The sequence below is a fragment of the Paenirhizobium cremeum genome (genome assembly GCF_047553425.1).
Lineage (GTDB): Bacteria > Pseudomonadota > Alphaproteobacteria > Rhizobiales > Rhizobiaceae > Allorhizobium > Allorhizobium cremeum.
Genome location: NZ_CP180217.1, coordinates 403,162 through 416,974, shown reverse-complemented (window position 1 = coordinate 416,974; position 13,813 = coordinate 403,162). Strand labels below are relative to the sequence as shown.

The window sequence follows — 13,813 nt, the reverse complement described above, 5'->3', positions numbered from 1 at the left end:
ACTGCACCGGTCGTGGCCGGTGCAGTCTCAACGGCTTGAGGCTCACCAGCGGATGCAAGAGATGCGCCGAAACGCACGGACGCATGCTGGAGGGCGTGAGTAAAGGGAGGCGGCCATGCAGGCGGACAGGATTTCCGACATCATCGCCCATTTCATCGGGCATTTCGACAGCGTGATAGACGAGGCGCGGCTGCGCATCGGCTACACCGAAGGCAAAGTTCATGGCGAGGACCCGCCGCCGCCGCCGGAACTCGAGGCCCTCGATCCGGACTTCGCATCGCAACTCGTGCTGAGAGGGTTCGATCCCGACGTCACCTACAGGGATGGCGATTATCGCCTGTTCGATGTCGGGGGCCGGGCGCCGTTCGATCCCGATCCGCAACAGCTTCTGCGCGACCTGGATGACGGCCTGTCGGGAGGTTACAGGCTGCCGCGCATAGACCAGGCCGACCCGACCATCCCGATGGAGATGCCGGAAGAACGTCTCGCGGTCTATCCGGGCCCCGGGTCCGCGATATCCCACATTTCCCAGGTCAACCTGCTTTTCGACGATGACTATCTGAACATGACCGGCCAGGAGCACGAACGCCTGGACACCGGCTACGTCACCGAACGGCTGGCCGAATTCGCAAACGCAGCGGACGTCTTCACGCCATTTGCGGATTTCGACCGTACCGACACCTATGAAAACCTGCAGCAGATGGCGCAGGAAGTCCACGAATTCAACGAGGGCCTGCTCGCCAACGACACCACCTCGTTGACCGAGGATGCGGAAGTCGATTTCGTGATCGCGGGCAACGATATTCAGGGCACCTACGTCAACGGCGTCCTGACGGACGAGGCTCCGGCACTGGACGATCACATGCCCGACCGCGGCATCGCGGACCAGCCGGAGGAGCCGGAGCCGAGCGAGACGCCGCTCGAACAGGCCGGTCCGGAAAACGTTCTGACCGTCGCCGCCGGCGCCAATGTCGTCGCCAACGTCGCGAGCGTGACCACGACGGGTGTGATTACGCCTGTGATGAGCGTCATGGGCAATTACCATCAGGTCGATGTCATCACGCAGGCCTATGTCTATTCCGACAACGACAACAACGACTATATCCCGACGGGATGCGGGAAAGGCGAGGACGGCGCGGGCGAGCAGGCACCGACGGTCGCGATGAATATCGGCGTCTTCGACCGTACGACCTTCGGAGAAACGAGCGAAAATCAGGCGGACGACGGCCAGGGCGAAGACCCCGTCTATCCCTCGGACTGGCGCGTGAGCGTCATCGAAGGCGATGTCTGTTTCGTGCAGTGGATCGAGCAATACAATTTCGTCACCGACAACGACCAGATGGTGGTCACGACGACCGGCTGCGAGACCTCGGTGCTGGTGGGCGGCAATGCGGTCTTCAACCTTACCGCCTATCTCGGGATAAGCCAGCAATACGATCTCGTCATCGTCGGCGGCAATGTGCTGGACATGAACATCATCAGCCAGCTCGCAATCCTCTACGACAACGACAGGATCGGGGGCGACGGCACGCTTCCCGATGGCGTCGAGACGCAGACCGGAAACAACCTTCTCTGGAACCAGGCTTCGATCCAGAATGTCGGGGCCAATGACCGTTTCGAGACGATGCCGGACCACATGCAGCAATCGCAGCAGGCGATCGAAGCTGGCGATCCGGACATGCCGGAGACTCTGGCCGGCGACACCAATTTCGCCGGATACGAATGGCTGAACGTGCTCTACATCACCGGCAATCTCTACGACGTGACCTACATAAAGCAGGTCAGCATTCTCGGTGACGCCGACAGCGTCACGCAGGTGGCTTCCGAGTTGCTCGCCAACAACGAGAACGCATCGGTCATCATCGATACCGGCAGCAACACGGTGGCGAATATCGCTCAGGTCATCGACTACGACAGCTTCGGCGGAACGACCTATGTGGCGGGGCAGACCTATTCCGATGCCATTCTCATTCAGGGAGGGCTGGTGGAAAACGACACGACGCAGCCGCAGCCGTTGAACAACCAGCTCGCCAACGAAATCCTCGCCTTTCTCGATGACGATCCCGTGACCCCCGACACGGATGACGCAATCTTCAATTCAGGCGGCGATCTTTGCGGGCCGGGCGCAAGTCCGGCGGACGTGATGCAGACCGTAATCGCCTGAACGCCAATCCCTGGGGGACGCAATGAACCACGTATCGAAAGAGGAACTGTCGAAAAGCGAGGCGATCGAGCTTGGCAAGGACGCGCAACCGGCCTTACCGGCCGGCAAGGAGGATGCGGGCCTGACGGATGCATGCATCTCGGCGATCGATGACGTGATCGATAACCTGAAGAAACTGACGGTCTCGACCACGCAACTTGCGGAGAGGCTGGAACCGCCCCAACCGGTTGTCGAAAGAACGGCGAGCGAAATGCCGAAGGCCTTCGTCCGGCCGCAGCCGGACAGCCCGGCACGGCCTGCCGGCCCGCCTCCCGCTGCCGTCGATCGGATCGGAACCGGCGACATGCGGGTCGCAGTTCCTCCGGCACGGACGCCGCCCCAGCAGCCGGCGGCGGCCATCCCGACGATCAAAGATGTTATCGAGAACCTGAAGCGTCTCGATGACGCCGCCTTCCAGCCCTCCATGCGGCAGACTGCCGCCACAGAGGCCGCAGTCGCGAAACCGGACGGTCCCGCCTCCAGGGGGCCGCAGGCAACTGCTCGAACGGTGCCGCCGGACACCGCGGCTGCGGCACCAGACAGGTCCGCCGGACGGGCGGCCGCCCCTGCTCAAAATAATGAGAACAAAAGCGGGGCGGCCGTCTCGTCAACGGCCGCAAAGGTCGTGCCGACCACAGCCGAAACGGTGGCCCGACGCGAGCAGCCGGTCCGGGAAATCGACGGCAAGCCCTTGCCGGACAAGCCGTTCGGCAAGACGATCGAAAATAACCGCGGCCCTGTCCGGGAAAACGAACGGCGTCCCTCCGGCGGCGGAGGCGGCAACGGCAAGGAACCGGACGGCGGCGGCAATGGCGGCGGCGGCAGCGGCGGTCACGCCGGCTTCCATAAACGCAGCGGTCCGGTGAATTTCGCCGCAAGTCTCGCCAAGGGCATCGCAGCCGTCCGGCGCAACATGCTGATCGTGATGGTGTTCACCGTTGCCATCAACGTGCTGCTTCTCGCCATCCCGCTCTACCTGTTCCAGATTTCCGACCGGGTGCTCACCAGCCGCTCGATGGACACGCTCATCATGCTGACCGTCGCTGTCGTCGGCGCCGTCCTGCTGCAGGCTTTCCTCGACGCCATCCGCCGCTTCATCCTCATGCGCACGGCCGTCGAACTGGAGGTGCAGCTTGGCGCCCCCATCCTCAGCGCAGCCGCCAGGGCCTCGCTGCACGGGTCCGGCAAGGACTACCAGATCCTGCAGGACCTGCAGCAACTGCGCAGTTTCCTGACCTCGGGGACGCTGATCGCCTTCCTCGACGCGCCCCTGATGCCGCTCTTCGTGCTGGTGGTTTATCTGGTACATCCGCATCTCGGCCTCATCATTCTCGGCTGCTGCGCGGTGCTGTTCTTCATCGCCTTCCTGAACCAGCGTTTTACGGCGCGATATTTCGCGGAGGCCAACGGTTTTGCCAGCCGGGCGAACTTCCACCTCGAATCCATGTCCCGCAATTCGCAGATCATCAATGCGCTCGCCATGATCCCCGAGGCAGTCCGGATGTGGGGGCAGGAGACCGCCGGCTCGCTGAAGTCGCATGTCGCGGCACAGGACAGGAACATCATGTTCGCCGGCGTCTCCAAGGCCTGCCGCATGATGACGCAGATTGCCCTGCTTGGCTGGGGGGCCCATCTGTCGCTTTCGGGGCATTTGACCGGCGGGATGGTGATCGCGGCCTCGATCATCTCCGGCCGGGCTCTTGCTCCGATCGAAGGCGCGATCGAGGGATGGAACCAGTTCAACAAATCGGCCTCTGCTTACGGCCGCATCAAGCAGTTGCTGGTGAATTCTCCGCTGAACTTTCCCCGGCTTCGACTGCCCAATCCCGAGGGAAGGCTCGATGTCGAGCGGATCCTCTTCGTGCCGCCGCCGCAGAAGAAGGTCATCCTCAACGGCATCTCCTTCTCTCTCCGCAAGGGGGAATCGCTTGCGATCATCGGCAATTCCGGCTCCGGCAAGACGACGCTCGGCAAGATGCTGGTCGGCTCCATTCTGCCGACTTCGGGCAATGTGCGCCTCGACCTGATGGACCTCCGGAACTGGGACCAGCGGCAGTTCGGCGAAAGCATCGGCTACCTTCCGCAGGACGTGCAGCTTTTCCCCGGCACCATCAAGGCGAATATCAGCCGCATGCGCGACGACGTCGACGACCGCCAGATCTTCGAGGCGGCCATGCTGGCGGACGTCCACGAACTGATCGCCGGTTTCCCGCAGGGCTACGAAACCGTCGTCGCCGCAGACGGGGCGCCGCTTTCAGGCGGGCAGAAACAGCGCATCGCCCTTGCCCGCGCCTTTTTCGGCGATCCGAAATTCGTGGTGCTCGACGAGCCCAACTCCAATCTCGATACCCAGGGCGAGGCAGCGCTCGCCCGCGCGCTCATTCATGCGAAGAAGCAGGGCATCACCACGGTCACGATCACCCAGCGCCCTGCTCTACTGCAGGTGGTCGACAAGATCCTCGTGCTCAAGGACGGTTCGGTCGCGATGTTCGGCGAGCGCGTCGAAGTGCTCAAGGCCCTGAGCAAGAGTGCCGGCGGCGAGCGCGATGCGCCGCGCATCGACAACAGGTGACGATCATGACACGCAGCGTTTCAGCGAAAACCGACCAGGGACCCGTAGAATGGTATAGCGAGGTTCCGCGCTCAATCCGGCGGCACAGCATGATCGGGCTTGCGGTTCTCTTCAGCACGTTCGGCGGCTTCGGCTTCTGGGCGGCGACAGCGCCACTTGCTTCCGCGATCATCGCGCAGGGCAGCTTCGTGGCGACCGGCAGCAACAAGATCGTGCAGCATCTCGAGGGCGGGATCATCAGGGAAATGCGTGTCAGCGAAGGCGACATGGTCAAGGAGGGGGACATTCTGGTCACTCTCGATCCGACCGCGGCGCTGGCCAACGAAAGGGCGCTTACCCTGCGGCGGCTGCGGCTGGAGGCCGTGGTGGCGCGGCTCAAAGCCGAAGCCCAGGGCGCCAAGCAGCTCCAAATCCCCGACATCGTCATGAAGGAAGCAAGCGATCCGGACGTCAACGCGATCATCCAGAGCCAGAACGTCATATTTCACAGCAAGCAGGTCAAGCTGGAGGAACAGCTCAACCTCATCGAAAAGAACATCAAGTCGCTGGAATTCCGCTACAAGGGCTATCAGGGCCAGAAGGAATCCTTCGAAAGACAGATTTCGCTCTTGACGGAGGAGCGCGATTCCAAGGCCAAACTCGTCAAGGTCGGCTATCTGCGCAAGATGGATCTCCTCGCCATGGAGCGGGCAATCGCCGACGCGCTCGGCGATCTCGCAAGGCTTGAGGGCGAGCTGAACGAGAACCAGGCGCAGATCGCCAAATACCAGCAGGAAGCCGTCATCGCCGTCAATTCCAACAAGCAGGCGGCGCTCGACGCCCTGGAAACGGCGGAATCCGATCTCGACAGTGTGCGTGAACAGATGACCGAGGCAGCCGAGGTGCTGGAGCGAACGGTCATCCGCTCGCCGGTCAGCGGCACCGTCGTGCGCTCCTATTACCATACCGCCGGCGGCGTCATCACCACCGGCAAACCGATCATGGAAATCCTGCCAGCCGGGGTTCCCTTGATCATCGAGGCGCAGGTATTGCGTACCTCGATCGATCAGCTGCGCGAGGGCCAGACCGCAGCGATCAGGCTTTCGGCGCTCAACCGCCGCACCACGCCGGTGCTGACGGGCAAGGTATTCTACGTCTCGGCGGACTCGATCGAGGAGGGCACGCTCGGCGCCCAGAAGGACGTCTACATCGTGCGGGTGGAGGTGCCGGACGAACAGCTGTCGCTGGTCCATGGCTTCCATCCCGTGCCGGGCATGCCGGCCGACGTGCTGATCCAGACATCGGAGCGGACCTTCTTCGAATACCTCTCGAAACCGATCAGCGACAGCATGTCACGCGCATTCAAGGAACAATGAGGAAAGCCGCCGCTTACGAATGACCTGGAGGTCCAAACCATGGGAAACATGCCGGATGTTTTGTTGCGGGTCGGCCGGCTGAACTATGTCTGGACCAATACCGAAAGCCTGCTGATCTATGTCATCGCGCATCTTCTGGGGGTCGACAAGGAGGCGGCGATCATCGTCTTCCTGACGCTCAACACCACCCGGGCGCGCATCGATCTGGTGGAACGGCTCGCCAAGCGCCGCTCCACTTCGAAGGCCGACCGGGAGGCCGTGCTCCTCGCCATGGCGCGGCTCAAGAAGGAAGCCAAGGTCCGCAACAAGTACAACCACAGCATCTATTCGTTCGACGAAAGCGGCGACATCTCCAGCACCCAACTCATGCGGCTGGTCGAGACCGACAGCGAGATCCGCTACGGCAAGGTCGAGCAGATGGACGACAGGGAAATCCGGCAACTCGAAAACTCGATCGCCGAAATTACCGACATCAGCAAGGCTCTGTGGGCTTTCATCCATGCAAGCCCGCATCTGGCAGGCTCGATCTGATTTCCGGAATTCAGGAGGGGAATACGGTGCGGATAGACGTCATCGACACACCGGAGGCTTTCGCAGCCATCCGCGAAAACTGGGAAGCGGTGTTCATGGCCGATCCGGATGCCCAGCATTTTCTCTCCTGGACATGGCTGAACCGTTATCTCTCCCGACGCCGGCGCTGGTTCATCCTGGCGCTGCGGGAGGCCGCGCCGGGTTCCCCCTATGTCGCCTTCTTTCCGCTGCGCCTTCAGACGAGGGCGAATGCGGACGGCGTCTTCTTCGACGAGATCATCATGGCCGGCAATTTCGCTGCCGACTACACCGGTTTCATCACCCGGCCGGAATATGAGAAGCAGGCGGTCGCCGGCTTTGCCGCCGGCCTCAGGCACGAAAGATGGATGCAGATCAAGCTCGATTATTTCAGCGGCCCGCCCGGACGCCGCGAGGCGATGATCGTTGCGCTGCAGGGACCGGACGTGATGTTCCGCAACAACGTACCGCGCAACGAACAGCGGATCGACAACACCATCTGCCCCGTCATCCACCTGCCCGATAGCTGGGACAGCTACCTGGAGCAGCACATGAGCAGCCAGACCCGGCAGAAGCTCCGGCGCTTCCTGCGAAAGGTCGAAAACAGCGGCGAATATCGCATCACCATGGCGACGCCTGAAACCGTCGAACGCGACCTCGATATCCTCTTCGATTTCTGGCGGACACGGTGGACGCCGTTCAAGGGAGAGGACAAGACCGAGAAACTGATCCGGTCGTCGCGCGAGATGCTGACGGACTGTTTTTCCGACGGCAATCTCGACGTGCCGGTTCTGTGGTACGGCGAGCGGCCACTCGGTGCGCTCGCCAACATCGTCGACCGTCAGAAGAAGGCGGTGCTGTTCTACATCACCGGCCGCGACGAAAGCTGGACCACTCCCTCTCCCGGCCTCGTGCTCCATGGCTATTGTATCCGCAAGGCAATCGCCGAGGGTTTCCGCACCTATGACTTCCTGCGCGGCAACGAGCCCTACAAATACATGTTCGGTGTGACGGAGAGGCGTATTTCCTGCACGCTGTTTCGAACGCGCAACGGGCTGAATACCGGCGGCCTCATCAATCCGCGCAGCGTCCGTTTCGTTTACGAGCGTGGGCTCGACTTTTACCGTTCCGGCAGGAAAGCGGAGGCGGAAACGGCCTTCCGCCAGATCCTCGACGCCATGCCAGACCATCGGGGCGCCGAATTCGGCCTCGCCAACCTTTTGTTCGAACGCGGCGAGTTCAGCGCGGCGGAGACCTCCTATCGGGCGCTGATCCCCCGGCTTCGCGATCCCGTGCCGGTCCTCCTCAGGCTCGGGGAATTGCATCTTGCCACACGGCGCTACGGACTGGCGGCAGAGACGCTGCGCACGCTTTGCGAGCGCGCACCGCAGCATGTGGAAGGCCGCTACAAGTGGGGGATCGCCCTTCTTGCGGACAAACGCCTGCCGGAAGCCGCCTCGGTCCTGGCGGAGGCGGCCCGCACCCGGCCCGGCGACGATGCTCAGCAGGTCTTTGCAGGGAAGGCCCGTGCGGCGCTGCTGCGCCTTTCCTTCGCCATGGAGCCGCGTCCGGACCCGGCCTTCTATCCGGACCTGGCGCGCTTCGGAGAAGACATGCCCGCACGTCTGAACTGAACGGACGATGCGACCGTAGATCGCGGTCGGCCTCTGCAGGCTTGACGCTGCCGGACGATATCGGGATGACTGATGTGGTGCCCCACGGGTTACCATCGCAGCAACCGGCGGCCGGCCGGAATGCGACAGCGATGCGCTGAAAGCCGGCCATCCACGGAGCCGCGATATGAAGCCTTCCTCCCCTGTCCTCCGCTTCCATGGCGCCGCCGGCACGGTGACCGGCTCCTGCTTTCTCGTCGAAAACGACGGTGCGCGCGTGCTCGTCGATTGCGGCATGTTCCAGGGTTCGAAGAGCGAGAAAGAGCTGAATTATCGCGCCTTTCCGTTCGAGCCCTCCTCCCTCGACGCGGTGATCCTGACCCACGCGCATATCGACCATTCGGGATTGCTGCCCAAGCTTACGAAGGTCGGATATGACGGGCCGATCTTCGCCACCCGCGGCACGATCGATCTCTGCTCTGTGATGCTGCCGGATTCCGCCCATATCCAGGAGAGCGAGGTCGAACAACTCAATCGCCGCAACCAGCGTCGCGGCCGCGATACCGTCGAGCCGATCTATACGGCGGAAGATGCCGCCCGCGCCGTCACGCTGATGCGCACCGTCGAACTCGAACGCTGGCAACAGGCCGCCGAGGGGATACGCTTCCGCTTCTGGAATGCCGGCCATCTGCTCGGCTCGGCATCCATCGAAATGGAGATCGACACACCTTTCAAGCGACTGCGGGTGCTCTTTTCCGGCGATATCGGTCCGAGCCACAAGCTTCTGCAATTCGATCCTGAAGCGCCTGAGGGTTTCGACTATGTCATCTGCGAAAGCACCTATGGCGACACCGACCGCGACAATGTCTCCGATCAGACGCGGCGGGCGGCGCTAAAGGCCGAGGTGAAGGCGGCGACCAATATCAACGGGGCGCTTCTGATCCCGTCCTTTGCGGTCGAACGTACGCAGGAACTGCTGGCCGACCTCGTCTACCTGATGAAAACGGGCGCAATCGCCACCTGCCCGATCGTTATCGATTCGCCGCTCGCCACCCGGGCGAGCGAAATCTTCCGCCGCCATTCCCGCGAACTGGAAAACGGACGGATGCTGGCCGAGGCCATGGAGGCGCGCAATGTGCGCTTCACCGAGACGGTCGAGCAATCCAAGGCCATCGATCACATGCACGGCTTCCATATCGTGATCGCCGCCAGCGGCATGTGTGATGCCGGACGCATCAGGCACCGGCTGAAGAACTGGCTCTGGCGCGAGGAGGCGACCGTCCTGCTGGTCGGCTATCAGGCAGCCGGCACTCTCGGCCGCATTCTCGAAGAGGGCGCGCAGACGGTGCGCATCCAGGGCGATGAAATCACCGTTCGCGCCCGCATCCGCCGCCTCGATATCTATAGCGGCCACGCCGACGGGCCGGAACTTGCTGCCTGGGTGAAGGAGCGGCTGCCGATCACGTCAGGCGTTTTCCTCGTGCATGGCGAAGAGATGGCGCTTGCCGGGCTGGGAGAACGGCTTTCAGCCTTCCTTGCGCCGGAGCGGATCTTCATTCCGCGCCTCGACAGCGCTTTCGAACTGACAGCAGGAGGACCGGCCGACATTTCCGAAATCAGGGCTCCGCGCATCGATCCCGCCCGACCCGGCCACAAGGACTGGCACAACGATCTGCAATCGCTGGTGCTCGATCTTCAGGACGAACTCAAGCAGGCGGCCGACGACAAGGCGCGCGGCGTCATTCTCCGGCGGCTTCGCCGGGCGCTGAGCGAATAGCGGAAGAGGAATCGCCACTCAGAGCGAGGGCGACGGGCGGGACAGGACGAAGACGGCGCAGGCGACGAGAATGACGCCGACCAGCAGTTTCAGCCAGAGTTGCGGCGGGCCGGCGAACCAGACGATGGCGTAGCTTGCCGTCATCAGCGAAACGGAGGCGATCTTGGCGTTGCGCGAGATCGCGCCCTCGCGCCGCCAGTCGGTCAGCGGCTTGCCGTATTTCGGATGTTCGAGCAGCCAGCGCTCGAAACGCGGCGATGACCGGGCGAAAAGCCCTGCGGCGAGGATCATGAAGGGCGTGGTCGGCAGGACGGGCAGGAAAACGCCCACAATACCGATCGCCACCATCAGCCATGCGATTGCCAACATCACGATCCGCATCGGCGGAACTCCCGTCCTAGGTTTCAATGCAACTACTGTTCACTCGTCGAAACGGCCATGCACACCCGCCGGTCACCTCGCCTGGAACCCGGGACACATCCTCATCGGACTGGCGCTGCGACTCTCCGGCTAAGAGGTGCGGGGGCTCTTGGCTACCATGCTTTCGCGGGAAAGCCATGCGTGATATTCGCCCACCTGCCAGTCGAGCCCCGGCGGCCCCGTCATGAAACCCAAAGCCTCGACGGCAGCGTTTTTGCCGTCAATCCGCTTCTGCCGGCGCCGCGGCATCGCAGTCGCTTTTTCTCTCGGTTCCCCACGTTCCCCATTTGCAACGGTAAGGTCGATTTCACGAAATGTGGCAATTTTTCGTTTGCGCCGCACCAAAGCGGGTAGCATCTTCCCGTTTCATCGTCATCGAAATGGAATTCAGGTAACATGTCTGCAGATACCATCGTGCTCGGCGCCGGCATTGTCGGCGTTTCCACCGCTATCCATCTGGCGCGTCGCGGAAGGTCGGTGGTTCTGGTGGATCGGCGTGGCGCCGGCGAGGAAACCTCCTTCGGCAATGCCGGTCTGATCCAGCGCGAAGGCGTCGTTCCCTACGGCTTTCCGCAGGACCTTACCCTTCTCATGCGGTACGGCCTCAACAATCGCATCGATGCGCATTATCACATGCGCGCCATGCCGAAGCTGGTGCCGTTTCTCTCGCGCTACTGGTGGCATTCGAACAAGGTGCGGCACGACGCCATTGCCCGTGCCTATGCGCCGCTCATCGAAAACTCGATCACCGAGCATAACGATCTTATCGAAGCCGCCGGGGCGCAACACCTGATCCGCAAGGACGGCTGGATGGAAATCTTCCGCACCGGCGCCAAGCGGGATGCGGAATACGCAGAAGCCGGACGGCTGGGCCGAGAATACGGCGTCAAGTTCGTGGAACTCTCTAACGCGGACCTGGCCAAGGAGGAACCCTTCCTCAGAGGCGATTTCGCCGGTGCGCTGAAGTGGGCCGATCCATGGTCGGTGCTCGACCCGCACGGCCTGACCATGGCCTATCTCAAATATTTCGAAAGCCTCGGCGGCCGCTTCGTCAAGGGCGACGCCACGACGCTCACACGCAAGTCCGGAGCCAAGGGCTGGCAGGTGAAGACCGACGACGGTCCGGTTGAAGGTGGCGAGGTCGTACTGGCGCTCGGCCCATGGTCCGAAGACGTGACGCAGAAGCTCGGCTACAACTTCCTTGTCGGCGTCAAGCGCGGCTATCACATGCATTACGCCCCGGCCGGCAAGGCGAAGCTCAACAACTGGACGATGGACAACGAGCGCGGCTATTTTCTCGCCCCGATGAACAAGGGCATCCGCCTGACCACAGGTGCCGAATTCGCCTTCCGCGATGCACCGAAATCGCCGGTGCAGATCGACCGCGCAGAAAAGATCGCCCGCTCGATCTTCCCGCTCGCCGAACCGCTCGATCCGGAACCCTGGATGGGCGCACGCCCCTGCACGCCCGACATGATGCCGATCATCGGCAAGGCGCCTCGCCATGACGGCCTCTGGTTCGCCTTCGGCCACGCCCATCACGGCCTGACGCTCGGCCCGGTAACCGGCCGTCTGATCGCCGAAGCGATGACCGGCGAGAAACCGTTCATCGATATCAGTGCATGGCGGCCCGAACGCTTCAATCCCTGACAAAACATGCACAATTCTTCGGCGGCGCACAAAAGTGCCGCCGAAATCGCCGGGACGGGCTGGCAATCTCTCTTTTTCGATGCTAGGGTATTTTCGGTCAATTGACCAAAAACTGCATCACAGCAGCGGACCGGATAATAAACAGGCGACACCAACGCCACCGGTCGAGGGGCACTGAAATACCGGCACGAGAATGGCACGTTTCTTGATCTATAACGCGAAGACCGCTCACAGTTAGCGCTGCATCTTCAACCGCGCGTGCGTTTTGCATGCCGACAGATCTCAGAAGTGTTTCTCATTTTCCGGTGGCCCATGGACATTGACAGCTACGCACGAGCCTTTTTTGCAGAAAATCCCGATATCGAAGTGCTGGAAGCCTTCGTGATCGATGTCAACGGCGTTCCTCGCGGAAAGTGGATCCCGCGCGAGCGGGCACTCGACGTGCTGACCAAGGGCATGGCGATCCCGCGCTCGGTCTATGCGCTCGACGTCTGGGGCCGTGACGTCAACTCCGCCGGCCTCGCGGAAGGCACGGGCGATCCGGATGGCATCTGCTTTCCCGTGCCCGGCACGCTGTCGCGTGTCACCTGGCTGTCGCGCCCGACGGCGCAGGTTCTCCTGCAGATGAAGAACCCCGATGGCACCGGCTTCTTCGCCGACCCCCGGCAGGTTCTCGCCAATGTGCTGGAGCGTTACGCCAAGCTGAAGCTCACCCCCGTGGTGGCGACCGAACTCGAATTCTACCTGATCGACCCCGTCCGCTCGGCGCTCGATCCGGTCCGGCCGCCGAATACCCGCGACGGTCGCTGGCACACCGGCCAGACGCAGGTTCTGTCAATCTCCGAATTGCAGGATTTCGAGGAAGTCTTCTACGGCATCTCGGCCGCCGCCCGCGCGCAAGGGGTGCCGGCCGATACGACGCTGCGGGAAAACGGCCCCGGCCAGTACGAAATCAATCTCAACCATGTGCCGGATGCGCTCGCCGCCGCCGATTATGCGGTGCTCCTGAAACGCATCGTCAAGGGCGTGGCCCGCGTCAACGATCTCGACGCCACCTTTATGGCCAAGCCTTACGGCATGCAGGCCGGCAGTGGCATGCATGTCCATTTCTCGGTCCTCGACGAGCATGGTCACAACATCTATGTCGGCGAGGACGGCCCTTCCGACGCGCTGATGCATTCGGTCGGCGGCCTTCTGGAGAACATGGGCGAGAGCATGGCGGTGTTTGCACCCCACCAGAACTCCTATCGCCGGCTGCGCCCCTCCGAGCATGCGCCGACCTACGCCTCCTGGGGCTTCGACAACCGATCCGCCGCTGTGCGCGTCATCACGGCTTCAAAGCCCGCGACCCGCATCGAGCAGCGCGTCGCCGGCGCCGACACCAATCCCTATCTGGTGCTGGCGATGATCCTTTCGGCGGCGCTTGCCGGCATGAAGGAAAAGACCGCACCGGGCGGCGCGATCAGCGGCGACGACCACGCGATCAATCACGAGCCCCTGCCGACCAACTGGGATCTCGCCGTGCAGCGCTTCGCCAAGTCCAGCTTTGCCTATGCGGCGCTCGGCCAGAAGTATCGCAGCCTTTATACAGCCTGCAAACAGCAGGAAATCTCCGAATTCTCCCTGCGCGTCACCGATGTCGAATATGACGCCTACATCCGCACGGTGTGACCC

At 62.5% G+C, this 13,813-nt stretch carries 10 protein-coding genes; 8 read left to right on the top strand and 2 right to left on the bottom strand.

What is annotated here, in order from left to right:
• Positions 1-115: 115 nt before the first annotated feature.
• The 6 genes from ACLBKR_RS01965 to ACLBKR_RS01940 all read left to right on the top strand — a co-directional run bounded on the left by ACLBKR_RS01965 (position 116) and on the right by ACLBKR_RS01940 (position 10,069).
• Positions 116-2,164: a hypothetical protein gene (locus tag ACLBKR_RS01965; RefSeq protein ID WP_414900416.1), complete on the top strand. Its 2,049-nt coding sequence runs from the start codon at positions 116-118 to the stop codon at positions 2,162-2,164.
• 22 nt (positions 2,165-2,186) lie between these two features.
• Complete coding sequence (locus ACLBKR_RS01960; protein WP_414900414.1) at positions 2,187-4,775, top strand: type I secretion system permease/ATPase; 2,589 nt, start codon at positions 2,187-2,189, stop codon at positions 4,773-4,775.
• Between the two features lie 5 nt (positions 4,776-4,780).
• On the top strand, positions 4,781-6,130 hold the full coding sequence (locus ACLBKR_RS01955) for an HlyD family type I secretion periplasmic adaptor subunit (RefSeq protein WP_113425952.1): 1,350 nt from the start codon (positions 4,781-4,783) through the stop codon (positions 6,128-6,130).
• Between the two features lie 39 nt (positions 6,131-6,169).
• On the top strand, positions 6,170-6,661 hold the full coding sequence (locus ACLBKR_RS01950; RefSeq protein WP_112828360.1) for a hypothetical protein: 492 nt from the start codon (positions 6,170-6,172) through the stop codon (positions 6,659-6,661).
• Positions 6,662-6,687: 26 nt separating this feature from the next.
• Positions 6,688-8,313 carry a GNAT family N-acetyltransferase gene (locus ACLBKR_RS01945; protein ID WP_162708191.1) on the top strand — a complete coding sequence of 542 codons (1,626 nt, stop codon included), beginning with the start codon at positions 6,688-6,690 and terminating at the stop codon, positions 8,311-8,313.
• A gap of 166 nt (positions 8,314-8,479) precedes the next feature.
• Positions 8,480-10,069 carry an MBL fold metallo-hydrolase gene (locus ACLBKR_RS01940; protein ID WP_112828361.1) on the top strand — a complete coding sequence of 530 codons (1,590 nt, stop codon included), beginning with the start codon at positions 8,480-8,482 and terminating at the stop codon, positions 10,067-10,069.
• Positions 10,070-10,087: 18 nt separating this feature from the next.
• Here ACLBKR_RS01940 and ACLBKR_RS01935 read toward each other — a convergent pair whose 3' ends face one another.
• Positions 10,088-10,450, bottom strand: coding sequence for a YbaN family protein (locus tag ACLBKR_RS01935; RefSeq protein WP_112828362.1), 363 nt, complete (start codon positions 10,448-10,450; stop codon positions 10,088-10,090).
• 129 nt (positions 10,451-10,579) lie between these two features.
• On the bottom strand, positions 10,580-10,846 hold the full coding sequence (locus tag ACLBKR_RS01930) for a hypothetical protein (RefSeq protein WP_162708192.1): 267 nt from the start codon (positions 10,844-10,846) through the stop codon (positions 10,580-10,582).
• A 39-nt stretch (positions 10,847-10,885) separates the two neighbouring features.
• On the opposite strand from ACLBKR_RS01930, the gene ACLBKR_RS01925 reads away from it, so the two are divergent.
• Both ACLBKR_RS01925 and ACLBKR_RS01920 read left to right on the top strand, forming a co-directional pair.
• Positions 10,886-12,139, top strand: a complete 1,254-nt coding sequence (locus ACLBKR_RS01925; protein WP_113485873.1) for an NAD(P)/FAD-dependent oxidoreductase — start codon at positions 10,886-10,888, stop codon at positions 12,137-12,139.
• A gap of 312 nt (positions 12,140-12,451) precedes the next feature.
• Positions 12,452-13,810: a glutamine synthetase family protein gene (locus tag ACLBKR_RS01920; RefSeq protein ID WP_113339724.1), complete on the top strand. Its 1,359-nt coding sequence runs from the start codon at positions 12,452-12,454 to the stop codon at positions 13,808-13,810.
• Positions 13,811-13,813 lie beyond the last annotated feature (3 nt).

What these genes read in the sequence shown, in the direction of transcription:
- ACLBKR_RS01925 (WP_113485873.1), top strand. Translation starts at nt 10,886, where the DNA reads ATGTCTGCAGATACCATCGTGCTCGGCGCCGGCATTGTCGGCGTTTCC.
- ACLBKR_RS01930 (WP_162708192.1), bottom strand. Translation starts at nt 10,846, where the DNA reads ATGCTACCCGCTTTGGTGCGGCGCAAACGAAAAATTGCCACATTTCGT.
- ACLBKR_RS01960 (WP_414900414.1), top strand. Translation starts at nt 2,187, where the DNA reads ATGAACCACGTATCGAAAGAGGAACTGTCGAAAAGCGAGGCGATCGAG.
- ACLBKR_RS01950 (WP_112828360.1), top strand. Translation starts at nt 6,170, where the DNA reads ATGGGAAACATGCCGGATGTTTTGTTGCGGGTCGGCCGGCTGAACTAT.
- ACLBKR_RS01935 (WP_112828362.1), bottom strand. Translation starts at nt 10,450, where the DNA reads ATGCGGATCGTGATGTTGGCAATCGCATGGCTGATGGTGGCGATCGGT.
- ACLBKR_RS01965 (WP_414900416.1), top strand. Translation starts at nt 116, where the DNA reads ATGCAGGCGGACAGGATTTCCGACATCATCGCCCATTTCATCGGGCAT.
- ACLBKR_RS01955 (WP_113425952.1), top strand. Translation starts at nt 4,781, where the DNA reads ATGACACGCAGCGTTTCAGCGAAAACCGACCAGGGACCCGTAGAATGG.
- ACLBKR_RS01920 (WP_113339724.1), top strand. Translation starts at nt 12,452, where the DNA reads ATGGACATTGACAGCTACGCACGAGCCTTTTTTGCAGAAAATCCCGAT.
- ACLBKR_RS01940 (WP_112828361.1), top strand. Translation starts at nt 8,480, where the DNA reads ATGAAGCCTTCCTCCCCTGTCCTCCGCTTCCATGGCGCCGCCGGCACG.